Annotated in this window: 21 protein-coding genes; 12 read left to right on the top strand and 9 right to left on the bottom strand. The window is 59.2% G+C overall.

The features are described 5' to 3' along the window. Positions 1-12 precede the first annotated feature (12 nt). Positions 13-1,260, top strand: a complete 1,248-nt coding sequence (locus HDF09_RS10850; protein ID WP_183765873.1) for an ABC transporter permease — start codon at positions 13-15, stop codon at positions 1,258-1,260. A gap of 120 nt (positions 1,261-1,380) precedes the next feature. Then, positions 1,381-2,553 carry a bacteriohopanetetrol glucosamine biosynthesis glycosyltransferase HpnI gene (gene hpnI, locus HDF09_RS10845; protein WP_183765870.1) on the top strand — a complete coding sequence of 391 codons (1,173 nt, stop codon included), beginning with the start codon at positions 1,381-1,383 and terminating at the stop codon, positions 2,551-2,553. A 257-nt stretch (positions 2,554-2,810) separates the two neighbouring features. Here the strand turns inward: hpnI and HDF09_RS10840 are convergent, their stop codons facing one another. Both HDF09_RS10840 and HDF09_RS10835 read right to left on the bottom strand, forming a co-directional pair. Then, a complete protein-coding gene (locus tag HDF09_RS10840) occupies positions 2,811-3,332 on the bottom strand; it encodes a hypothetical protein (protein WP_183765855.1) in 522 nt (173 codons plus the stop codon). 206 nt (positions 3,333-3,538) lie between these two features. After that, positions 3,539-4,513, bottom strand: a complete 975-nt coding sequence (locus tag HDF09_RS10835) for an IS1595 family transposase (protein ID WP_183765852.1) — start codon at positions 4,511-4,513, stop codon at positions 3,539-3,541. Positions 4,514-4,671: 158 nt separating this feature from the next. Between HDF09_RS10835 and HDF09_RS10830 the strand changes: the two genes are divergently transcribed. After that, complete coding sequence (locus HDF09_RS10830) at positions 4,672-5,637, top strand: IS1595 family transposase (RefSeq protein ID WP_260181104.1); 966 nt, start codon at positions 4,672-4,674, stop codon at positions 5,635-5,637. A gap of 463 nt (positions 5,638-6,100) precedes the next feature. On the opposite strand, the gene HDF09_RS10825 is transcribed toward HDF09_RS10830, so the two are convergent. Continuing rightward, positions 6,101-6,526 carry a hypothetical protein gene (locus tag HDF09_RS10825; protein ID WP_183765846.1) on the bottom strand — a complete coding sequence of 142 codons (426 nt, stop codon included), beginning with the start codon at positions 6,524-6,526 and terminating at the stop codon, positions 6,101-6,103. Between the two features lie 919 nt (positions 6,527-7,445). Here HDF09_RS10825 and HDF09_RS10820 point away from each other — a divergent pair. Beyond that, the gene (locus HDF09_RS10820; protein WP_183765843.1) at positions 7,446-7,583 is read left to right on the top strand and encodes a hypothetical protein; all 138 of its coding nucleotides are present in this window, start codon (positions 7,446-7,448) and stop codon (positions 7,581-7,583) included. 369 nt (positions 7,584-7,952) lie between these two features. Here HDF09_RS10820 and HDF09_RS10815 read toward each other — a convergent pair whose 3' ends face one another. Both HDF09_RS10815 and HDF09_RS10810 read right to left on the bottom strand, forming a co-directional pair. Continuing rightward, positions 7,953-9,314 carry an SGNH/GDSL hydrolase family protein gene (locus tag HDF09_RS10815; protein ID WP_183765840.1) on the bottom strand — a complete coding sequence of 454 codons (1,362 nt, stop codon included), beginning with the start codon at positions 9,312-9,314 and terminating at the stop codon, positions 7,953-7,955. A gap of 271 nt (positions 9,315-9,585) precedes the next feature. Further along, a complete protein-coding gene (locus HDF09_RS10810) occupies positions 9,586-10,218 on the bottom strand; it encodes a glyoxalase superfamily protein (RefSeq protein WP_183765837.1) in 633 nt (210 codons plus the stop codon). Positions 10,219-10,453: 235 nt separating this feature from the next. On the opposite strand from HDF09_RS10810, the gene alr reads away from it, so the two are divergent. After that, entirely contained in the window at positions 10,454-11,650 is a 1,197-nt protein-coding gene (gene alr, locus HDF09_RS10805; RefSeq protein ID WP_183765834.1) for an alanine racemase, read from the top strand. Between the two features lie 197 nt (positions 11,651-11,847). Here alr and HDF09_RS10800 read toward each other — a convergent pair whose 3' ends face one another. Further along, positions 11,848-12,747 carry an alpha/beta fold hydrolase gene (locus tag HDF09_RS10800; protein ID WP_183765831.1) on the bottom strand — a complete coding sequence of 300 codons (900 nt, stop codon included), beginning with the start codon at positions 12,745-12,747 and terminating at the stop codon, positions 11,848-11,850. Positions 12,748-12,870: 123 nt separating this feature from the next. Here HDF09_RS10800 and HDF09_RS10795 point away from each other — a divergent pair, with 123 nt between their 5' ends. From HDF09_RS10795 to HDF09_RS10785, 3 genes are all read left to right on the top strand, one after another. Next, positions 12,871-13,083 carry a hypothetical protein gene (locus HDF09_RS10795; protein ID WP_183765828.1) on the top strand — a complete coding sequence of 71 codons (213 nt, stop codon included), beginning with the start codon at positions 12,871-12,873 and terminating at the stop codon, positions 13,081-13,083. 47 nt (positions 13,084-13,130) lie between these two features. Then, on the top strand, positions 13,131-14,159 hold the full coding sequence (locus HDF09_RS10790) for a Gfo/Idh/MocA family oxidoreductase (protein ID WP_183766242.1): 1,029 nt from the start codon (positions 13,131-13,133) through the stop codon (positions 14,157-14,159). 337 nt (positions 14,160-14,496) lie between these two features. Next, entirely contained in the window at positions 14,497-14,982 is a 486-nt protein-coding gene (locus tag HDF09_RS10785; RefSeq protein ID WP_183765825.1) for a DoxX family protein, read from the top strand. Positions 14,983-15,205: 223 nt separating this feature from the next. On the opposite strand, the gene HDF09_RS10780 is transcribed toward HDF09_RS10785, so the two are convergent. Together HDF09_RS10780 and mltG are read right to left on the bottom strand one after the other, a co-directional pair. Further along, positions 15,206-16,090 (bottom strand): LolA family protein, encoded by an 885-nt coding sequence (locus HDF09_RS10780; RefSeq protein ID WP_221270093.1) that lies wholly within the window; start codon positions 16,088-16,090, stop codon positions 15,206-15,208. Between the two features lie 142 nt (positions 16,091-16,232). Further along, on the bottom strand, positions 16,233-17,249 hold the full coding sequence (mltG, locus tag HDF09_RS10775; protein WP_183765822.1) for an endolytic transglycosylase MltG: 1,017 nt from the start codon (positions 17,247-17,249) through the stop codon (positions 16,233-16,235). A 296-nt stretch (positions 17,250-17,545) separates the two neighbouring features. Between mltG and HDF09_RS10770 the strand changes: the two genes are divergently transcribed. Together HDF09_RS10770 and HDF09_RS10765 are read left to right on the top strand one after the other, a co-directional pair. Further along, on the top strand, positions 17,546-18,025 hold the full coding sequence (locus HDF09_RS10770) for a GreA/GreB family elongation factor (protein WP_183765819.1): 480 nt from the start codon (positions 17,546-17,548) through the stop codon (positions 18,023-18,025). A 99-nt stretch (positions 18,026-18,124) separates the two neighbouring features. Then, complete coding sequence (locus tag HDF09_RS10765) at positions 18,125-18,763, top strand: CDP-alcohol phosphatidyltransferase family protein (protein ID WP_183765816.1); 639 nt, start codon at positions 18,125-18,127, stop codon at positions 18,761-18,763. A gap of 192 nt (positions 18,764-18,955) precedes the next feature. Here the strand turns inward: HDF09_RS10765 and poxB are convergent, their stop codons facing one another. After that, entirely contained in the window at positions 18,956-20,692 is a 1,737-nt protein-coding gene (poxB, locus tag HDF09_RS10760; RefSeq protein ID WP_183765814.1) for a ubiquinone-dependent pyruvate dehydrogenase, read from the bottom strand. Positions 20,693-20,794: 102 nt separating this feature from the next. Here poxB and HDF09_RS10755 point away from each other — a divergent pair, with 102 nt between their 5' ends. Both HDF09_RS10755 and HDF09_RS10750 read left to right on the top strand, forming a co-directional pair. Continuing rightward, positions 20,795-21,715 (top strand): isoaspartyl peptidase/L-asparaginase, encoded by a 921-nt coding sequence (locus tag HDF09_RS10755; protein WP_183765810.1) that lies wholly within the window; start codon positions 20,795-20,797, stop codon positions 21,713-21,715. An 88-nt stretch (positions 21,716-21,803) separates the two neighbouring features. After that, entirely contained in the window at positions 21,804-22,508 is a 705-nt protein-coding gene (locus HDF09_RS10750; RefSeq protein ID WP_183766238.1) for an endonuclease III domain-containing protein, read from the top strand. Positions 22,509-22,692: the final 184 nt, after the last annotated feature.

Genomic DNA, 22,692 nt, shown 5'->3' with positions numbered 1-22,692 from the left:
GGGAGGTCGTTGATGCGGATCGCCGATACGAAAGAAACGGTAGTGATGGCTCTGGATACGCTGCGGGCGAATAAGCTGCGCAGCGGGCTGACGATTCTGGGAATTGTGATTGGTGTGATGACGGTGATTATCATCTCGTCGGTGATTAACGGATTGAACTCGAGTGTGTCTGGCCTGGTGGAGTCGCTGGGGACGAATGTGATCTGGGTCTTCCGGTTTCCGGTGATTGGGGTGCGGCCTACGACGGAGATGTTGACGCGGAAGCAGTTGACCTATGAGGACGCGATGGCGATGAAGGAGCTGCCGCATGTGGTGGCGGTGACGCCTGGATTGCAGTATCGGGACAAGAGCGGGGTGGAGGGTACGGTCGCGGTGAAATACGGCGCGAAGATTATGGAGGGGACGACGCTGGAGGGGGACACGGCGAGCGTGAAGGATGTGTATGAGCTGAACTTGAAGGATGGCCGCTTCTTTAACGAGAGCGACGTGGAGCGGGCGGCGAACGTTGTCGTGCTGGGGATCGATACGGCGGACGGGCTGTTTGGCGCGACGAATCCGGTGGGCGAGGAGGTGGCCATTGCGGGCATGACGTTTACCGTCGTGGGGGTGATGGAAAAACAGAAACAGGCGTTTGGGGGAGGCAAGAATCCTGAGGACAACAAGGCGTTCTTCCCTGTGACCACGTTCCATAAGATCCACCCGGAGATACTGGATTACTGGATCAGCCTGAAGTTTGATGACCAAAAGAACAAGACGCTGGTGCAGGATGAGCTGGAGGAGCTGCTGCGGCGCAGGCGGAAGGTGAAGAACGAGGCGGCGGACAACTTCGCGATCTTTGGAACCGATTCGCTGACTCGTCTCTGGACGACGATCACGGGTGGCCTGTTTTTACTGCTGTTTGCTCTCTCGAGCGTGGCGTTGCTGGTGGGAGGCGTCGGCGTCATGAATATTATGCTGGTCAGCGTGACGGAGCGAACGCGGGAGATCGGGGTGCGCAAGGCAATCGGCGCGAGTAAGCAGACCATCCTCGCGCAGTTCACCCTGGAGGCCATTACGCTGTGCGCTGTCGGCGGCGTGATTGGCGTGCTGATCGGCAGTGCGATCGCTCTGGTGCTACACCTCTTCTTTCCCTCGATGCTATCGGCGTTATGGGTTGCTTTGGCCTTCGGCTGCTCGTGCGGGATTGGACTTCTCTTCGGCATCTATCCGGCGTGGAAGGCGGCGAATCTGAATCCTATCGAGGCCTTGCGGTATGAGTAATTGCGAAAAGCCCACTGCGCGTGGGGCGGTCACTTCGTGACTTGTATACCGCTTCGCATGGCGCTCCCGTTGGTCGCGAGGGAGATGATTCTGACCCACGGATGCCGTTAGACTAGTGAGATGGCCATCTTCATTGAGGTGATCACGACGCTGTTGACCCTTGCGGGTCTCGCTTATTTGTTGCTGGTGCTGTGGGGGACGCGGGATTTTGCGCACTACTGGCGGCGTAAGAGCGTCGATGCCGGGTTTGCGCCGGACGTTACGATTTTGAAGCCGGTGAAGGGTGTGGACCAGCGGATGTATGCCGGGCTGGTGAGCCACTGCCGGCAGGAGTATGCAGGGCGCTTCGAGATTGTGTTTGGCGTGAGCAGCCTGGATGATCCGGCGGTGGGCGAGATCGAGCGGCTGCAGGCGGAGTTTCCCGGGTGTGCGATCCGGCTGGTGGAGTGCCGGGAGCGGCTGGGGACGTCGGGCAAGGTGAGCAATCTGGTGCAGATGCTGCGCGAGGCTCAGTATGAGTATGTGGTGATCAATGACAGCGATATTCGGGTGTCGGCGCAGTATCTGACGCGGGTGATGCAGTGTTTTTCGGATGCGAAGGTGGGGATGGTGACGGCTCCTTATATTGGGCGGACGGCCGAGGGTGGGGCGGTGTGGTCGCGGCTGGAGGCGCTGGGGATCTCGACGGATTTTCTGCCTGGGGTGCTGACGGCGCGGAGGCTGGAGGGCGGGATTCACTTTGGGTTGGGGTCGACGCTGGCTACCAGCAAGAGCGTGCTGGCGAAGGCAGGTGGGCTGGAGTCGCTGACGGAGTATCTGGCTGACGATTATGAGATGGGCGCGCGGATCGCCGGGGCGGGGTACCGGGTGGAGCTTTCGAACGAGGTGGTGGAGACGACGGTGCCGGAGTATCACTTTGGCGGGTTCAAGGACCATCAGCTGCGGTGGGCGCGATCGACGCGGGACTCGCGCAAGCTGGGCTACCTTGGGCTGGGGATTACGTATGCGGTGCCGTGGGCGGTGATGACCTGCGTGGCGAGCGGGCTGGCGCTGTGGAGCTTTTCTTTGCTGAGTGTTGTGTTGCTGGCTCGGGTGGCGGTGGCGCTTTCGGTGGGTGTGGGTGTGCTGGGCGATGAGCAGGTGCTGCGCGACCTTTGGCTGCTGCCGCTGCGGGATTTTTTTGGGTTGGGTTTCTGGATGTGGAGCTTTGCCGGGGATACGGTGGTGTGGCGCGGGGAGCTGTTTGCGCTGCGGGATGGACGGATTACTCCTGTGCATCCTGTCGGCTCTTAGGCTGCAGGCGATGTCGACAGGTCTATGTTCGGGCCATTACGATGCTCCCCTGGGGGATACCCCCCCCTTATTACCCGCGTGTAAGTTCCTTTGAATGAGTCACCTGCGGGGACAACTATTCAGTTCACACAGAAATAGAAAAAGTCCAGAAAATGGACGGTTTAGGTCAGATTGCGTCCCAGTTGGGAGGCTCTGAGATGAGGAACAGGCAAAGTTGGGTTTTCATCTCAGTTTGCATAGCCGTACTACTGTTGTCGTTAGGATTCAGTCAAAGCTATCTTGCCATTTCTAAGCATGATTCCCCTGAAGAACTTAAATGTTTCCCTTTTCCCGAAAAGGTTGTCGTACTCGACAATTCCATCCACTGTGTACCAACCTTTCCCAGTGCTTATTTCTTCGGCTATCTCAGATGTAATGACGAAGTTTTCTGGGGTGACATTGGGCAGCCATACCTCAGTGTTCGGCTTTATGACCTTGTTCAGAGGAGCCTCCGCTGCCGCTCCCACAAACACGTCTTTGTAAGTGATCCTCACACTCCAGCTAACAATGAAGGCGGGCGTTTGCCCGTAGTTGTGAATGGCGGTACTTACCAACGGATTCAGCAACCATTCAAATTCATCCTTAAAAGGAATCTGTCTTACCTCACACCGGGCGAGGAAGAGAGTGGGCAGTTGAACCGTGAATGCTGTTTCCGCTGCCAATTTGGCGGCGTTCGCAGCGACTGTGGCCGCCTTGGCAGACCTCGAACCTATCCGAGTTTGTTTCTTGATGTCTCCCAAGGTACTCAGGGCGATAAGACCTACTCCGAGAGAAAACAAAGAACCAAGCCTTTGATATCAATATAAAATTTTCTGTGTAGGGAGTCTGATGCCAGTAGATGAAGATGAATTTAAACGTGTTATCGGAAACATGCTGAAGATGCCACCAAAGAAGCACGCTGACTCAAAGCTGGGTAAGAAAAAGACAACAGGCAAGATCATACCTCCTAAAAAGGTAGATCAGGCTTCGAAACCAGTTTGCGAAAAGTGAGTGGCTTGGTTGCACACATCTCAGCTACACAGTTCTCAAACTGTTGGGTAGAGTTGCGCTCATTGAAGCGGTACTCAAACTCATTCAGGTAGCGTTGCAGGTGTTTGGTGGAAACACGGTGGAAGCTGCCAATCAGACCACGCTTCAGAAGTGAGAACGAAGACTCTACTGTGTTGGTGTGGATGCGAGAACCTGGAACTACCCACTGAATAGAGTGGTTGACTGAGCGGTGTTTCTTGCTCAAGGTTTCATTCATTGCGAAGTCATAGACAGCAGCGTTGTCGGTGTAGATACGGTCTACGTTGTCAGCAAGGTTGGCCTCTAGGATCGGCCCAATCGAACTAGCCTTGGCATCCTTCACGTGAAAGTAGCGGACGCGGCCAGCGGTCTTGCTGCTCTTATAAGTGCGCTCACGCATAGCCACAACAACATCCTTTGGTGCTTTCGGCTCACTGGCACGACTAAACCTACGCTTCGTTCTGCCACCGACATAGGTTTCGTCAATCTCCACCGTTCCCGTCATGGGAGAACCTTTCATATCCATAGCCTCACGGATACGGTGAACCATGTGCCAAGCTGTCTGGTAAGACTTGATACCTAGGTGACGTTGTACCTGTACTGCACTCATGCCTTTCTTTGCGGTCATAACCATCTCTACAGCCATGAACCAAGTAAGGATCGGTAGGCGAGTATCGTTGTAGAGAGTGCCAGAGGTGCAAGAGAACTGCTGCTTACAAGTCTTCTCTAGGCATTGGAATATCTGAGCACGTTTGTTCTTAGTGGTAGCTGAGGTCTTACGGGTGATGCGGCTGATCTTGTCATTGCCACAAGTTACACACCTAACGACACCATCGGGCCACCGCTGCTGTTCAAGGAATTCAAAGCATTCAGCATCGGACTGGAATTTCTTGGTAATGTCTATTAGGTTCATACACTTACCTCACTGAAAAGAGTATGCGCCTAAAGTCTTTCTGTGTCAAGTGGATAATTGTCCCTGCGGGCGTGGACGTTCTGTAAAGGCATAAATATACTTGACTAACCCATCATATCAGGCTATTATTGGGTTAGTCAAGGTGAATGAACGTGGAAATGCCGAAAACCCTAATCGAAGCCATCAAATACTTTTCCGAAGAGCAAACCTGCATCAATGCGGTTGCTTTTCTACGCTGGCAGGATGGCAGCCCTATTTGCCCGAAGTGCAATGCGACGCAGGAGAAGCGAAATCACTATTGGCTAGCGACGCAGAAGCGATGGAAGTGCCATGCTTGCCGCAAGCAATTCAGCGTGAAGGTAGGTACGATCTTCGAGGACAGCCCAATTGAGTTGAGCAAGTGGATGTGCGCTCTTTGGCTGCTCGTGAATTGTAAGAACGGTGTCAGTTCTTATGAGATTTCCCGAGATCTGGACATCACTCAAAAGAGTGCGTGGTTTGTCTTACAACGACTCCGTTTCATTCTCAAAGATGTGCAGGTGGAGAAGATGGGCGACTCCGGTACTCCCGTGCAGATAGACGAGTCCTTCATTGGCGGCAAGCCAAAGAACATGCACGCAAGCCGCCGCCGCAAGCTACAGATTGGCATGAACGGCTATGCAGAGAAGACCGCCGTTTTTGGAATGCTGGAGACTGGAACACGACAGGTACGCGCTCAGGTAGTACCAAACGTCAAGCGCATCACGCTACAGGCTGCGATTCTCGACAACGTCGGCTTCGGAAGCACGGTGCATACCGACAAGTGGGCCGGATACGATGGACTCGCCACTAAAGAGTTTGTGCACGAAACGGTGAATCACATGGAAGAGTATGTGACCGCTGGCGGCGTCAACACTCAGGCTATCGAGAATTTTTGGAGTTTACTAAAGCGGGGATTGAACGGAACGTATGTAGCGGTAGAGCCAATGCACCTTGACCGTTACTTGGATGAGCAAATGTTTCGCTTCAACAATCGCATTGGACACAATGATGGGAGCCGGTTCGTAAAGGCTCTGTCGCAGGTCGTAAACCGTCGTCTTACCTACGCTGAGTTGACGGGTAAGGAGGCAGGCTCACAAGCCTAAGCACGGCCCTTTGCGGGGCGTGGGACGAATCGAGTATGCAACGAAGGCTTCGTTGCTTTGGAAGCCTGGATTGCGGCGTGGGAGGAAGCCGCGCCTGCCGTAGCGATCTTTTTCAACGCAGCAGTGAAAGCCTGATTCTGTGGCTGCGAAGATGACGGTTCGATCTTCATGGGAAGAGAATACCATGCATCGAAAGGTGCATGGTATTTATGAAAAGAGGAGTATCTTAGTGGTTTTACTTTTGATACGCTTCGTTGTGTGAGGTGAAGCCGTCCGGTATTGCGACGGCCCCCTTCACGCTTCGGTTAGTGGCGGAATTGCCTCTTCTGTTGACGCTTCGAGTTAGTTGTTTTACCACGTTTGCACTGCCATCCATCTCTCCTCAAGCCGCTGTAACGGCCTACAGACGGGATAATGGACACGTAGGGAGCCGATTCACTGGCTCCCTAATCTTGTTTAAAGATCATGGGATATCCCTCCATTGGTAGCGATTGGGATTACGTCCTGCCCCCTTATAGACAAGCCGAACATACGACGATGGCCGTTCGGCCAGCTTGCCTAAAGCTGTAGATATATTCGCCATCCTCTGCGTCCTTGGTTCGGGCAGTGGAAAGCTCTCCGTAGCGAGTGCCGCGTAGATATCTGCACTAATCCACTCACGGTTAGGTGAAGCGCGAATGATTCGTTGCACCGCCTGAATCAGCGGCTCTCCGCTTGTGCCAACTGGGGCAGCCTGCGCCGACACAAGGGGCAGTGTCTTTTGGCCTTCAGAACGCTGCACAAACTCCCATTCGGGATATCTGCGCTTCAGGCGATCAATAGCCTCCTTGTCCAGCCTCATCTCGGCTGCAACATAATCATCAAAATTCCTCGTATTCATTGTGGTCATCTTGCTATCCCCTCTCATCGCTTTGGGATACCATAAGGGTAAAGGGGCTGGGGATGAAAGTCAACGTAAGTTATTGAAAACAATTAACCGAAGCCTGAACTAATCCAACCACTTCTGGGGCGAGGGATGACCAAACTTCACCTTTCATTCGCTCTATAATGACCCAATGCGCGACCCTCATCGTGTACCTCGTTGGGTTATCCAAGTATATTTATGCCTCTGTAAATATTTCCATTCAAAGGGGTTACCTGCAGATCCCTCTTTCTAAAGGAGTTAGTGGCATGATTCGAGCAGGAACAGGAAAAGCCCTCGGGATGTGATCCACGGGGGCTTTTTTTGCTCTGATTTAAAAGGATAGCTGATTTGGGTTAACTCATACGCAACCTTTATCTCTTTCATTACGAGAGAGATAGGAGGATTTGGGGCTTGACAGGCAGATTTGGGCTAGAACCTGAACCTGATCTATTCGGGCCTGAACCTGACGGCGCGGATAGAGCGAAGGTGACAGAGGCACTAAACGCGCTGAATGTGCGGTATGGACTCAACACTGTTTACCTCGGCTCAATCCATAACGCCCGTACCCAAGCGCCCATACGATTCCATTCGGCCCTCCCCCGCCGTTAGAGGAGTTCGATGACCCAGCAGACAATGTGCGGAAGCCTGCCACCCGCCACACGCTGACACCAGAACAACTCGAACGGTTAGCGCAAGAAGAAGTCCTCTCGACGCTAAAATCTTTCTGCCTTAATCACACGGAAGTTGCACTCTAGCATCCCCTATCGGGTAGCTGCAGTAACCGCTTTTCTTGCATACAGTGAGTTCAGGAGGCCATAGCACATAAGTCGCAGAAGCAGCTAAGTGATTGATTTTAGGAGAAAGATGTACTCCTTCCGTGGTATATGCAACTTCCGAGTCATTGATGAAACTAGAAAAGGCGGAAAGGAGGAAGATGGTCGTGCTTGAAGACGTGAAGGGGCTGGATGTGCTTCTGCTTGTTCTCATACATGCGTTTGAGCTTTGGAAAAAGTTCAGGCCAGATGCGAAAGAGAAGAAGTAAAACCGAGGGCTGTTTGAGGGGAGGTGGCTTGCCTAGGGGTGGCAAGCCATTTCTGTTTTGATGGCTGAGAAGGCCCCTAGGACGGTTTTGGGTTGGTGTGGGTGGCAGGTACGGGCGAAATGCGGGGGTCTCTCCACTACGCGACAGACGGTGAGACTGTCTGTCGCTTCGGTCGAGATGACGGATTTGAGGCGGGCCGGAAGAACGAACTACGCCACTATTTCGAACTATTTTTTTTCGGGCACTGTCCTGCCGGACGGGCTCCCTGCGCGGGCGGCGGTCACTTCGTGACTTGTATACCGCTTCGCTTGGTCCTCCCGTTGGTCGGAGGAAGATGATTCCGAGCAACGGGATTCTTTTCTGCGGTGACTATTTCTTTCCGAGGATGGGGGCTATGGCTTTGCCGGCGTTGGCGGGCATGATTCTTGGTCGGGCGGCGGGGGCTACCTGGGTGGCGAGGTTGGGTGGCCAGAAGGGATCGGTGGCGGCGACCGGGCCTAGCGGGACGTCGGGGATCTTGGTGCTGATGGCGGTGTTCATGGTGTCGATGAAGGTGTTGGCTACGACGGCGTATCCGACGTTGGTGGGGTGGATGCCGTCGAGGGCGAAGATGCCGCCGAGGAAGCTGGAGGTGCCGGTGTAGCCGTTGATGGTGACGCCATTGGTGAAGGCCTGGTTGAAGAGGGCGTTGATGTCGACCAGGGTGGCGTTGGCGGCTTTGGCCTGGGCGGCGATGACCTGGTTGAAGGCTGCGACCTGGGTTTGGACGGTGACGATCTCGGCGGCGGAGAGGACGCCGGAGTCGGAGATGGGGCCTTGTTGATGGCCGGTGAGGATCAGCGGAATCTCGGCGGTGCCGGTGGGGTTGACGAGATCTCCGGGGACGATGCCGAGGACCTGGCTGAGGACTGCGGTGGGAAGGCCGGTTTCGGCGGAGACCTCTCCGAGGACGAGGGCGGCCGGGGTGAGGTAGGGGACCTTGGTGACGTCGGGGATGTTGCCGATGACGAGATGGGCCGGGGCCTTGGTGGTGAGTTCGGTGATGAGGGCCTGGTACTGGCTGGTGAAGGTGGCGACGGAGGTCATACTGCTGGGCATGCCGGTCTCGTCGGCGATGAGGGCGTCGTTGTTGCCGATCCAGAGGAAGATGGTGGTGGGCTGGGCGTTGACGGCGAAGGTGGCCTGACTGTTGGCCTGTCCGTAGCCGAGGCCGGGGAAGCCGAGGACGAGCTGGTTGAGCTGGGCCTGGGTGCCGGGTGCGGGATTGACCTCGGGGACGGTGTTCATGACGTCGTTGAGCAGGGCTCCGGGGACGGCGAGGTCGGTGACCTGGGTGGCGAAGTTGTCGCGGCCCTTGGAGGTGCCGGTGACCGGAGCGATGATGGGCGGGGGTCCGAGGGAGACGAGCTGGAGGACGTTGGGCGCGCCTGGATAGCCGATGAGGGGCTGGACGATGTTGAATCCGGCCTGGGCGGCGAGTACGGGGGCCCAGCCGTGGACCTGGGTGATGTCGAGGAGGGAGCCGCTCTGGAAGCCTGCGGTGAGGGAGTCGCCGAGGAAGACGGTGTTGGAGAAGTTGCCTGCGTTCTTTGCTTGCTGGGCCTGGAGGGCGGCGAGCTGCTTGGCGGCGTTGCTGCTGGCGCTGTCATTGTTGCAACCGGCGAGGGGGACGAGGGGGAGAGTGAGAGCTGCGACTAGGCTGGCGTGCAGTGCAACTGAACGGCTATTCATTTTCATGGCGACGGACGTACCCCTTGGAGACGTCGCGAACCCCGGGTGGAGGCGCGGCGGATGTGCTTTCTGCAGACGTGGCTTTGTATCACACTCGGGGTGCGATGGGGAATAAGAGGTATTTGGGGCAGGGGGGTGAGTTTGGTTCCGGCAGGGTCGCCGGTTTGACTCCGGATACGAAGAGTGAGGCGGAGGGCATCCCCAAAGTCTCTGAGGCGGGCTGGAGACGGTCAGTTTTCAACTGTATGCGACGTTCAACCGTATGTGACGTTCAACTGTATGTAACGAAGGAGAGGACATTGCCGTCGGGATCTCGCACGTGAAAATCAGTTCCGCCCCAGGCTTGCCTGGTGATCTTTTGAGCAAACTCCACATCCCGCGACTTGAACTCTTTGAATAAGCCTTGAACGTTTGAGACTTCGATGGAGACAACGATCAGCGATTTCTCCTCGGCGGCGGCTTGCGCGAAGAAGGGTTGCTGCACGTAGCGGAGGTGCAGGCAGACGCCATCTCGGGATACTGCGCCGTAAAACGGAGGCAGGCCATGGAGGAAGTCGATCTCGAAGCCCAGCTTCTGTTGGAAGAAGGCGGCGCTTGTCTTGACGTCGCGCACGAACAGGATGGGGGTGACCCTTTTGAGGAATGGCTGGCTGGATGGAGCGCGCGGAGTCCGGGTTGCTCCGGCGGTTGCGGCTTTCAGATCGGCCCATCTTTGATAGCCAGCTTCGACTGCGACGATCTCCTGCGCCAGGGCAAGGGGGAACTTGAGCGCCAGCACTTGCTGGTCGGTCAGAGACCGATAGCGTTCGAGGCGGCGTACTCGTTCGCCGATGGAGTAGTCTCCTTCGCGATGCCAGCGGAGGAACAGTTTGGCTTGCTTGCGGTAGGTTTCAATGGTGGGCATAGGCACATCCCGGCTGAGATTTTTTCAGCGGGCGGGCCTGGCCCTTTCGGCAGGGGATGCCGACGTGCCCCACGGGAACAGCCTTATGTTAGGGCGGAGGGTATTTCGTGTCAAACGGCATAACTCGGCGTCTCCATGCGTTCGCTTAGATTCACGGCACTGCCGTATCTATTCACAGGACGACCGTATCTGGGGAGGTATCTGCGGGAGGGGGCGGCGACGGTAGGATAGGGATGTGAAGAGCTGGGTGGAGGTTTCGGAGCGGCGGCTGGCGGGGAACTACGGGCTGCTGCGGGAGGCGGCTGGTAGGAAGACCGCGGTGCTGGCGGTGGTGAAGGCCAATGCGTATGGGCATGGGGCGGCGGTGTGTGCTCCGGTGCTGGCGAGGGCGGGGGCGGAGTGGCTGGGGGTGACCGATGTGGCGGAGGGTGCGGCGGTGCGGGAGGCTCTGACGGGGGCCGGGATTTCGCGCGAGAGGCAGCCGGGAGTTCTGGTGATGTCGGGGTTGCTGCGCGAGGATGCGGGGGATGTGATTCGGTATGGATTGACGCCGGTGGTTTGGCTGAGGGAGCAGATGGAGTGGCTGGTGGAGGCTGCGGTGCAGAGTGGCGGCGGGCCGGTGGCGGTGCATGTGGAGATCGATACGGGGATGGCCCGGCAGGGAGTTGCGCCGGAGGCGGAGCTGGAGGGGTTGCTGGCTTGGGTGACGGGGCAGACGGCGTTGCGGGTGGATGGGGTGATGACGCACTTTGCTTCGTCGGAGGTGGCGGGGTCGTCTCAGACGGCGTTGCAGCGGAGGCGGTTCGAGGAGGCGATGGGCGCGGTTGCGGCGGCGGGGCTGCGGCCGGCGTGGGTTCATGCAGGGAACTCTTCGACGGTAGATAACCAGGGTTCGGAGGGGAACCTGGCGTGGTTGCGTGGGCTGGCGGGTGGGGTCGGGGCGCGATCGATGGTGCGGGCCGGGATTGCGCTTTATGGGTATTGTCTGCCGATTGAGGGTGAGGGGTTGAGTGCGGTGCGGCAGGAGTTGCAGCCGGTGATGACGTGGAAGACGCGAGTGATTGGGGTGCGCGAGGTGCAGGCTGGGGAGAGGGTTGGGTACAACGGGATCTTTGTGGTGGAGCGGGCGATGCGGCTGGCGCTGCTGCCGGTTGGATATGCGGATGGACTGCGGCGGGAGCTTTCGGCTTCGAATGCGCGGCCGGGTGGGTGGGCGATGGTACGGGGGCAGAGGGCGGCGATTGTGGGGCGGGTGTCGATGAATTTGACGATTGTGGATGTGAGCGGGATTGCGGGGATTGCGCTGGGGGATGAGGTGGTGGTGCTGGGCGATGGCGTGACGGCGGAGGATCATGCGAGGCTGGCGGGTACGATCGCTTATGAGATTGTGTGTGGGGTGCAGGCGGCTTATCGGTGTGGGATTGCCGGTTAGGCCAAGATAACCTATGCGGAAGTGCGCCCTGCGCGGGCCGCGGTCACTTCGTGACTTGTATACCCCTTCGGTTGGCGCTCCCGTTGGTCGCGAAGGAAAGTGATTCCGACCAACGGGAGGACCACGCGAAGCTCTAAAAGGCGTGAGAACGCCGCTCCACGCGCAGTGGGCCCGTACGACAGGACATTCGCTTCGATCTAGGTTTGGGGTTGGTGTTCGCTGAGGAAGGCGAGCAGGGCTTGGTTGAACTGCTGAGGGCGCTGGAGCGGGGCGAAGTGGCTTACCCCTTTGAGGACGACGAGCTTTGCGTCCGGGATGTTGTGCGCGAGATATTCGGCGTGTTCGTTGCGGATGAACTCATCGTGCTCGGCTTGAACTATCAGGACTGGCACGCTGATCTGGGATAGATCGTGCGCGGAGTAGTTGGGTTGGGACTTCATCATGATGCCGACGGCCTCGGCGAACTGGTGGAAGTGGTCGGGTGTGGCGGAGAGCTGGGCGTAGTCCTGCAAGTGGCGGGAGAGGCAACGGGAGAGCAGGGGGTTGTGTTGGTTGATTTGTTTCAGGCCGGTGGGGTCCATGTTGCAGCCGAAGAAGAATGCGCCTGCGACGCGGGTAGGGGCCTGCGCGGCGACGATGAGAGCGATGCAGGCGCCGTCGCTCCAGCCGATGAGGGACGCTTGTTTGACGTGCAGGGTGTCCATGATTGCGAGGACGTCGGAGGCCATGAGCTCGTAGGTGTAGGGGCGGGTGTCGCGTGTGCTGCGTCCGTGGCCGCGGCTGTCGATGAGGATGACGCGGTGGCCGGCTTCGAGGAGCGCGGGGACCTGATGGCCCCAGTTGCCGCTGTGGCCGAGGCCGCCGTGGAGCAGGATGACGGGCGAGCCGGAGCCGTAGGTCGCGTACCAGATGCGGGCTCCTTCGTGTTCGACGTGGCCGTGGTCGATGCTGCCTTCGAGCGGCGGGAGTGCGACGCCTTCGGCTTCGAAGTTGTTCAGGTCGTCGTCATTAATCTCGTCATGGATCTCGTCATGGATCTGGTCATGGATCTGGTCATGGATCTGGTCATGGATCTGGTCATGGATCTTTGACTTCATCTCTGCGTGGACCTCCTGGACTTGGTGTAGGAGAAGTCTATCGTTGTGGTGGAGGGGTGCCCATTTGCGTGCATGGCATGTGGGCGTTAACATCAGGCTAAGAGAAACGAGAGGAACCACTTCATGGAATCCATCAGCACGGCGCGCCGTACCGAAGATATCGCGCTCGATCTACTCAAGTTTGTTGCATCGCAGGCGAATGTTGGAAGCAAGTCGGCGGGATCAACTGGTTTTGGTCTGCCTACCTCGCCGAAGAGTGAGGAACAGGTGACACATCTGCTTGAGCTGTATGCCCGCTGCCGCGAGGCGGTTGAGGCTCCGGTCGAAAAGAAGTAGTGGCACAAGAAGGTGTGGCGGGCGCGCAGGCTCTGCGGGTCGCGGTGATGGGGGCGGGAGCCTTTGGGCGGAATCATCTGCGGGTGCTACGCGAGTTGCAACGGGCGGGGCAGGCGGTGGAGCTGGTGGCCGTGGTGGATCGTGATTCGGCGGCTGTGGCTGCGGCTGCGGAGAAGTTCGGTGTGCCGGGCTTTCGGACGATCGAGGCTTGCCTGGGTGCGGTTGGACGGCTTGATGCTGCCTCGGTGTGTGTGCCGACGGTGCATCATGCGAGCGCCGCTGCTCCGCTGTTGGCGGCTGGGGTGGATCTGCTGATCGAGAAGCCGCTGGCGGCTAGTTTGGCTGATGCGGATTTGATTTTGGAGTTGGCGCGCAGGCATGGCCGCATTGTGCAGGTGGGGCATCTGGAGCGGTTCAATCCGGCGGTGACGGCGGCGCGGGAGCATCTGCATAAGCCGATGTTCTTTGAGGCGCATCGGCTGAGCATCTTTACGCCGCGTTCGCTGGATGTGGATGTAGTGCTGGACCTGATGATTCATGATCTGGATATTGTGCTGAGCCTGGTGGCTTCGCCGGTGCGCGAGGTGCGGGCGGTGGGGCTGCCGGTGCTGTCGCGCAAGGTGGATATCGCGAATGTTCGGGTGGAGTTCGAGAACGGGTGCATTGCGAACTTTACGGCTAGCCGGGTGAGTACGGAGCGGGTGAGGAAGCTGCGATTCTTTCAGCCGCATCAATATCTCTCGCTGGATTTTGCGCGGCAGGATCTGTTGATGATCGATGTGACGGCGGCGGCGGGGATGGATCCGGCGATGCTGGCTGCTTTGGCGGAGAAGGCGCAACAGGCTGGGGCGCAGTTGGGGGGACATCCTTCGGCGGGACTCTCGCTGAAGAAGGTGACGGTGGAGCTTGGGGAGCCGCTGCGGCTGGAGATTGAGGCGTTTCTGCGGGCTGTTCGTGAGCGGACGAGGGCGGTGGTTTCGGGCGAGGATGGGCGGGCTGCGCTGGCGCTGGCGCTTGAGATCAATGAGGCGATTGCGGTGCATGCGGAGAGGGCGGGGCTGAGGGATTTTATGTAACTGTCCTGCCGGACGGGCCTCCTGCGCTCAGTCACCCCGCAAACGAAGACCTGTTTGCGGGGACCCCGATTCGGCGATCACTTCGTGATAGGTATACCCCTTCGGTTGGCGTTCCCGTTGGTCGCGAAGGAAGATCTTGTGCCGACCATCGGGAGGCTTGGGCGAAGCCGGTATACACGTCACGAAGTGACCGCGGCCCGCGCAGGGCGCCCGTCCGGCAGGACAGAGCTTCGGGCTATGGATTTCCCTTATTGGAGAGAGCGCAGATCGTTCGCTGAGTTTGGTGGATGCGGCTTCCGGGGTGCGATATGTTTGCGAGAGGGAGTCTGCGTTGATTATGAGAACTTCACGAGTTGTGACGCTTGCGTTGTGGGTGGGGCGGGTTGCTCTGGCGGTGACGCTGCTTTCGGCCGTGGCGGATCGATTTGGGCTGTGGGGGCCGTATGGCTCGCCGCGAGCTTCGTGGGGCGACTGGGCACACTTTGTGGCTTACTGCGGCGTGGTGAACAGCTTTGCGCCGAGGGGCTTGATTCCTGCGCTGGCGTGGATTGCCACGGGACTCGAGACTATGTTTGGGGTGGGGCTGCTGGTTGGGTACAAGCTGGAGTATGTCGCGTATGGGGCGGCTGGGCTGTTTGCGCTGTTCGCGTTGGCGATGACGTGGAGTATGGGGCTCAAGGAGCCGCTGAACTTCTCGGTGTTTGCGGATGCGGGTGGTGCGCTGCTGCTGGGGGCGCTGGTTTCGGTCGTCAAGCGCGAGGGGCGGTCGGAGAGCGGATCGTATGCGGTGGCCGATGCCGGGGAGCGGTGGGCGGAGGACTAGCTTCAAAACTGTTTCGGTCGAGATGACAGGTCCTGCCGGACGGGCCCACTGCGCGTGGGGCGGGCGTTCGCACGCCTTTTTACTGCTTCGCGTGGTCCTCCCGTTGGTCGGAAAGAAAGATGGCTCGCGACCAACGGGAGCGCCGACCGAAGGGGTATACAAGTCACGAAGTGACCGCCGCCCGCGCAGGGCGCACTTGATGCATGCAAGCGCGGGGCGGAGGCTAGTCCATTTTTTTGATGGGGACGTTGTCGGGGATTCTTAGTTCGAACTGGTCGTCTTCGAGCTTTTGATTGAGGGTGAGCTTGGTGAGGGTGAGGGTCAGGGTGTACTGGTCCTGCGGGCGCCGGATCTCGATCTTCATGGGGAAGGGGGTGTCGCCGAACTTCTGGTAGTTGCTGTAGAAGGCGCGGGTGACGACGGTGCCGTCGGGGCCGTAGATGTCTTGCTGGTAGGGGAGCAGGTTGGCGCGGCTGATGTGGATGACGCGAACGGTGTGGGCGGTCTGCCCTTTGGGCTGTGCCAGGAACTCGAGATCGTAGTCCGGCTCCTCGATGAGGTCCTTGGCGTTTTTCTCGTTGGCGATGACCCGCGTGTCCTGGGTGAGGGAGACGACCTGGTCGGGGCCGAGGCCGTGGATGAGAAGGGAGTCGAAGAAGACGGCAGGGCGAAGGTTTTCGAGGCCGTTGGTGGAGGACTTGGTGACCTCGCTGGTGCCGGTCATAGCCAGATTTCGCCTGGGGACCCAGAGCCTCCAGGTCTTGCCGTCGCTGACCATGTCGAGCGCGACCGAACCGAGAAAGGGGACACGCAGGAGGACGCGGAGGTCCTGCGGCTTTCTGAGAAAGATGTAGCCGCTGAAGCTGGGGTACTGGGTCTCTTTGCCCTGGCGGCCGCCGCCGGTGGTGGCGACGATCTCGACGCTTGCGTTCATGGTCTGGGCGGCGTTGAAGCGGACGTCGACCTGCTTGAGGAGATCTTCAAGCTCGGCGTTGAGTACAACGTCGGCGGGGCGCGTCTTGGGGACGATGCGGGTATGGGTCAGGCAGCCGGTCAGCGCCGGAGCCAGCCCAAGGATTGCCATCGCCGCCGCTTGTCTTATCCTCATGAGCACAAACTTCAAGTATATCTTTCCGGCTCGGTTCCGTTGGTTCAGGCCGTGACGCGGTAATCTTTGACTATTTCCGTGTACGCATTGGATGTTTTGAGGTTCCGATGCGTTTCCGAAACTTCCTGAGTAAAGCGGCTGGCTAAGGGGTCACTCCGGTGCCGGAGAGCTGCTGTTTCTGCGCGGCGCGGTAGGACTGGACCTGCTGGGCGTGCTCCTGGAGGGTGGCGGAGAAGCGGGTGTGGCCGGACGCGTCGCTGACGAAGTAGAGGTAGTCGGTGCGGGCTGGGCGCATGGCGGCGCGGAGGGCGGCGAGGCCGGGGTTGGCGATGGGTCCGGGGGGCAGGCCGGTGTGTTTGTAGGTGTTATAGGGGGATGGGGACTGGAGATCGGAGGCGTAGATGGTTCCGCGCCAGCGGTTGTCGAGCAGGGCCGCGTAGATGACGGTGGGGTCGGTGGCGAGGGGGATGTTTTTGGCGAGGCGGTTGACGAAGACGCCGGCTACGAGGGGGCGCTCGGCATCCTGACGGACCTCTTTTTCGATGAGGGAGGCCATGATGACCGTGCGGGAGACGTCGTTGGTGAGGCCGAGCTGGGCGGATACCTGGTGGAAGCGGCGGACCATGGCGGAGAGGATCTGGAGCGGCGTGGCGTGGCGGGAGAACTGGTAGGTGTCGGGGAAGAGATAGCCTTCGAGCGAGGCGGGGGGTGGGCCGTCGGGCGGTCCATCAGTCCAGGCGGCGATGAGTTCGGTGTGTTGGCGCTCGGCGGCGAGGAAGGCGTCGCGGGGTCCGAAGCCGGCGGCCTCGGCTGCCTGGGCGATGTCGAAGATGTTGAAGCCCTCGGGGATGGTGAAGGCACGGGTGTAGACGTCGCCGTGGAGGATGTGCTGGTAGACGTCGGTCATGGGGAGCTTGCCCTGGAAGCGGTACTCGCCGGCTTTGAGGGTGCCGCCCATCTTGAGGCGGAGGAGGTAGAAGGCGAAGCGGCTGCGGATGATGCCGCTGTGTTCGAGCTGGGTGGCGATGGTCTCGGTGCCGGTGCCGGGGGCGATGTCGAAGAAGGTCTCGGTGGTGGGGCCGTAGGGCGTGTAGATGACGCCGGCGGCGACGGCCAGGGCGGTGAGCAGAAGCAGGAGGAGGATACCGAGAAACTTCAAATGCGTGCTCCGTGTTTTTCTGGCGCGGGATGGGGCTGTCGTCGGGCTATTTGTCGGGCTATCGTTCAGGTTGCCGCCGGACAGGCGCGGGTTATCTGGCTCGTTGTTCTCATTTTACGGCTGGCCTCTCCAGATGACTGGGAGTGCACGCCCATAGACTCAAGTTTGTGACTGCTGATGGGTGGGGAGGAGGCGCAGGGGTGGTTTTGCGGTCCGCCATCGTATAATCGAGTTTTGATCAGAATGCGTTGCCGCGCGAAGGGTTGCGCGCTCGTCAGTACCATCCGGAAGGCCCCATGCCAGAACAAGTAAAAAAGAGGCTTGCAGAAGAGATCAAGTTGCTGGAGCACGAACTTACGACCGAACTCCCTGCAGAGATCAAGAAGGCCGTCGCACTGGGCGACCTGAGTGAAAACGCGGAATACCACATGGCCAAGCAGCGCCAAGTCTTCGTCAACGCCCGGCTGGGGCAGTTGAAGAAGCGGATGGGCGAGCTGGCGATGGTGAACCTGGTGAATATCCCCAATGACAAGGTTGGGTTCGGCTCGCGGGTGACGGTCTTCGACTCGAGCAAGGACGAGGAGATCCAGTATCAGCTGGTGACGAGCGAGGAGTCGGATGTGTCCAAAGGATTGATCTCGACGACTTCGCCGATCGGCCGGGCGCTGCTGGGCAAACAGGTTGGCGAGTCTGCGACGGTGATTACGCCGAACGGCAAGCGCGAACTTGAGATCCTCAAGCTGCTGACGATTCACGACGCCCCCGAGGAAGCATAGACACACGGCATCGCAGGCGTGGTGCACGTGCGCGATGTGATATCGATGTGATAACAAGGAAGCGGTAGAGACGGGGATTCGCCCCGGAGGATTTGTTTTTTGACTTGGACAAGCGCATTCGGCAAAGGCAGCGGCTGGCTGCTGCAGAAGATTGTGAACGGCCTAGCGCTGACCCGCATCTCGCCGAACGCACTGACGTTTATTGGGCTGGTGATCAACATCATCGCGGCGTGTTTCTTTGGGTTTGCGCGGCCGAATAATGCCAATCGAATGTTTTTGTATGCGGGTCTGATCATAATAGGGGCCGGCGTCTTCGACATGGTGGACGGGCGGGTAGCGCGGAAGACGAATCAGGTTTCGGTGTTTGGCGCGTTCTTTGATTCGGTGATGGATCGTTATTCGGATGTCGCTATTTTCTTTGGGTTGCTAATCTACTATGCGCGCGGGAACCGGTTGTTTTATGTGGGGCTGGTGGCGTTTGTGATGACGGCGTGCGTGATGGTGAGCTACACGCGGGCGCGGGCTGAGGCGCTGATCGGGACGTGCAAGGTTGGGTTCATGGAGCGGCCGGAGCGGATCGTCTGCGTGATTTTGGGTGCGCTGTGTAACCGGTGGGGCGTGATGGCTCCGGCGTTGTGGGTGCTGGCGTTGTTTGCAACGCTGACGGTGATTCACCGGATTCGCTACACCTATCTGGAGACTGAGCGCAGGAAGTTGCTGGCGGCGCAGGCTAAGTAGACGGCGGTCCTGCCGGACGGGCCCACTGCGCGTGGGGCGCCCACTTCGTGGGGTGTATACCGGCTTCGCCCGGTCCTCCCGATGGTCGGCGCAAGATCTTTACTCGCGACCAACGGGAGCGCCAACCGAAGGGGTATACAAGTCACGAAGTGACCGCCGCCCGCGCAGGGCGCACTTCTGTACCGATACATCCTAGGGCAGGATTCGCTGGAGGATGTTGGTCTTGGCGAGGTCGATGATCTCGTCGCCGCGCCCGCTGAAGACGCTTCGTGCCATGTAGAGCGAAAAACCCTTCATCTGGTCGAGACTGATATGCGGCGGCATGGAGAGCTCCTGTCGATTGACCATCACTTCGATCAGCGCTGGTCCTGGAGTTGCGAATGCGGTCTTCATTGCGGATTCGAGGTTGTTTGGTTGATCGACGCGAACGCCGTGGATACCGATGGAGTTGGCCAGATCGGCGAAGCTGGGGTTGTCGAGGTCGGTGGCGTAGTTGACGATGCCGCCGGCCTTCATCTCGAGTTCGACGAAGGCTAGAGCGCCGTTGTTGAAGACGACCATTTTGATGGGAAGCTTGAGCTGGCGGAGGGTGAGGAGATCGCCGAGCATCATGGCGAGGCCGCCGTCGCCGGAGAGCGTGACGACCTGACGGGTGGGGAAGGCCGACTGCGCGCCGATGGCTTGCGGGACCGCGGAGGCCATCGATCCATGGTTGAAGGAGCCGAGGAGACGACGGCGGCCGTTCATGGTGAGGTAGCGGGCCGACCAGACGGTGGGGGTGCCTACATCGCAGGTGAAGATGGCGTCGGCGGCGGCTAACTGGTCGATGAGTCTTGCGACATACTGGGGGTGGATGGGTGTCTTGTTGTCGTCCGGGCCGGCCAGTTCGTCCAGACCTTCGCGGACTTTTTTGTAGTCCTTTGTCCTGGTGTCGAGGTGGGCGCGGTCGGTCTTTTTGGTGAGCAGGGGGAGGAGTGCGGAGAGGGTGTCTTTGATGGAGCCTACGAGGCCGAGATCGACCTTGGTGCGGCGGCCGATCTGGTTGCCGCGGAGGTCTACCTGGATGATCTTTGCGTGGCTAGGGAAGAACTGCGGATAAGGGAAGTCGGTGCCGAGCATGAGCAGGACGTCGCAGTCTTCCATGGCGTGATAGCCGGAGCTGAAGCCGAGGAGGCCGGTCATTCCGACGTCGAAGGGATTGTCGTACTCGATGTACTCCTTGCCGCGGAGTGCGTGGACGATAGGGGCTTTCAAGGCGTCGGCAGTTGCGATCAACTCTTTATGTGCGCCATTACAACCGGCTCCGCCGAGAATGGTGACCTTTGCTGCGGAGTTGAGGATCTCTGTGGCATCGCGCAGCTCGTCGTCGTTGGGGCGGATGACGGGCTTTGCGCTTCTGATGGGAACGAGGTTGTGATCGGAAGGAGCGCTGTGGAGGAGGACGTCTCCGGGTAACACGATGACGGAGACGCCGGAGAGATTGATGGCGGTGCGCAGGGCGATCTCTAGTACGCGCGGCATCTGCTCGGGGATGCCGACCATCTCGCAGTAGTGGCTGCACTCTTTGAAGAGATTTTGCGGGTGAGTCTCCTGGAAGTAGTTGGTGCCGATCTCGGGGCTGGGGATGTGGGCGGCGATGGCGAGCACGGGGACACGGTTGCGATGGCAGTCGAAGAGGCCGTTGATGAGGTGGAGATTGCCGGGGCCACAGCTTGCGGCGCAGACTGCGAGGGAGCCGGTGAGATGCGCGTCGGCGCCTGCGGCAAATGCGGCGACCTCTTCGTTGCGCACGTGGATCCATTCGATGGTGCCGTCTCGGCGGAGTGAGTCGGTGAATCCGTTGAGCGAGTCGCCCGGGAGGCCGTAGACGCGCTCTACCCCGGCGTTCTTCAGGCTTTCCACGATTAGGTCAGCGATTGTCTTTGCCATTTCGTCCTAGTCCTCGGTTTTCTGCCAGGTTTTACAACAAGCGAGCTTGATGGAAGGGGATGGTCTAAATCCCGTAGACTTGATCCCGTAGACTTGGATGCGATGAGTGTGAAACCAGTTTTGTTAATTCATGGCGGTGCGTGGGCGATGCCTGACGACGCCATCGCGGCACACGAAGCCGGCATCGCGAATGCGCTTGCTGCCGGGTATGCTCTGTTGGAACGAGGCGCGGCTGCTGTGGATGCCGTTGAGGCCGCGGTCGCGGTCATGGAGGATGACGATACGTTCGACGCGGGGCGTGGATCGTTTCTGACGCAGGACGGCCGGGTGCAGATGGATGCTCTGCTGATGAATGGGGAGAACCTTCGCACCGGGGGCGTGGCTTGCGTGGAGCGGCTGCGGAATCCGATACGGGCGGCGCGGCTTGTGCTGGATAAGTCGCCGCATGTGTACTTCGTCGGAACGGGGGCGGAGAGGTTTGCGCGGCAGCATGGCATGGCGCTCTGCGACAACTCAGATTTGGTGGTGCCGCGGGAGAGGGAGCGGCTCTATAAGGCTCAGGCTGACGAGCTGGCGGGGCTGCCGGATGAGACTTTTTCGGGGAGCCTTGAGTCGCACGATACGGTGGGGGCGGTGGCACTCGACGGGCATGGGAATATTGCGGCGGGAACGAGTACGGGCGGGACCTTGAATAAAGCTCCGGGGCGCGTGGGGGATTCTTCGCTGATCGGGTGTGGGTGCTACGCGGACAATCTTTCGGCGGCAGTGTCGCTGACGGGGTGGGGCGAGCCGATTATGAAGCTGGTGCTGGGCAAGCGGGCGGTGGATCGTGTGGCGGCTGGCGCCAGTCCTGACGAGGCTGCGCATGAGGCGATTGATTATCTTTTCAACCGGCTGGGTGGGCATGGCGGGATTATTTTGCTTGGGCCGGATGGGCGGGTTGGGATGGCGCACAATACGCCGCGTATGGCGTGGGGTTTGCAGACGGCTGCGGGGAAACAACTGGGCGTGACTCGCAACTAGGGTGAGTTTGATCGCATGCAGATGGCGTCTCTCTTCTTTAGGCGGCTGATGCGGGGGGAATAAAGTTGGGGGATAAAATTACAGGGTGATGCTGGCTGCGCCGCTGTTTACCGATACGCGTCTGGAGGAGATTCATCGCCGTCTTCTGGCGTACTACGGCCGGCCACCGGAGCGGGATTTGTGGGATCCGCTGAAGCAGTTCATCTATTCGATGCTGTCGTCGCGGACGAAGACGGAGATCTCGCTGGAGGTCATCGGTCATCTCGAAGAACGCTTCGGTAGTTGGGAGAATCTTCGCGATGCTTCGATTCCGGAGATCGAAGATGCGATTCGTGTGGTGACGTTTCCTGAACCGAAGGCGATTAATCTGAAGACCGCGTTGGAGGAGATTACGCGGCGCTGTGGATCGCTCTCGCTGGAGTTTCTCAAGGGATATCGCACGGACAAGATTCGCTCGTGGCTGGAGCGTTTTGATGGTGTGGGGGTGAAGACCAGCGCGGCGGTAGTGAATTTCAGCACGTTGCGAAGGCGCGCGATGTGTGTGGATAGCCATCATCTTCGGGTGACCCAGCGGCTGGGGTTTGTCGGCAGGAGTGCGGATGCGCGGGAGACGGAGAGACGGTTGATGGAGATGGCTCCGGTGAAGTGGGCGCCGGAGATGCTGGACGAGCATCACTCTTTGATCAAGATTCATGGGCAGCAGATTTGTGCGAAGAACCATCCGAGGTGCGGGGCTTGCCCGCTGCTTGATCTTTGCCCTGCCGGCGCGGGGGAAGAGCGGGCCAGCGGTTGAGGGCCCTGGGCGGGCAAAGTTCACAAAAAAAGGTCATTGAGCGGCGATTTTGAAGGGGATTGCACAGGTAGCCACGTCGTCCGCTGTTTCTACTTGCTTACTGAATGATCATTCATGTAGAACATCGCGTCGTCAAAGTTGTCGGTCGGGCCGTCGCCAATGGGGTGGGCCTGCCGACACAACG

It is taken from the genome of Edaphobacter lichenicola (assembly GCF_014201315.1).
Classification (GTDB): Bacteria; Acidobacteriota; Terriglobia; order Terriglobales; family Acidobacteriaceae; genus Edaphobacter; species Edaphobacter lichenicola_B.
The sequence above is the reverse complement of the archived record's forward strand: the minus strand, read 5'-3'. Positions and strand labels throughout refer to the sequence as shown.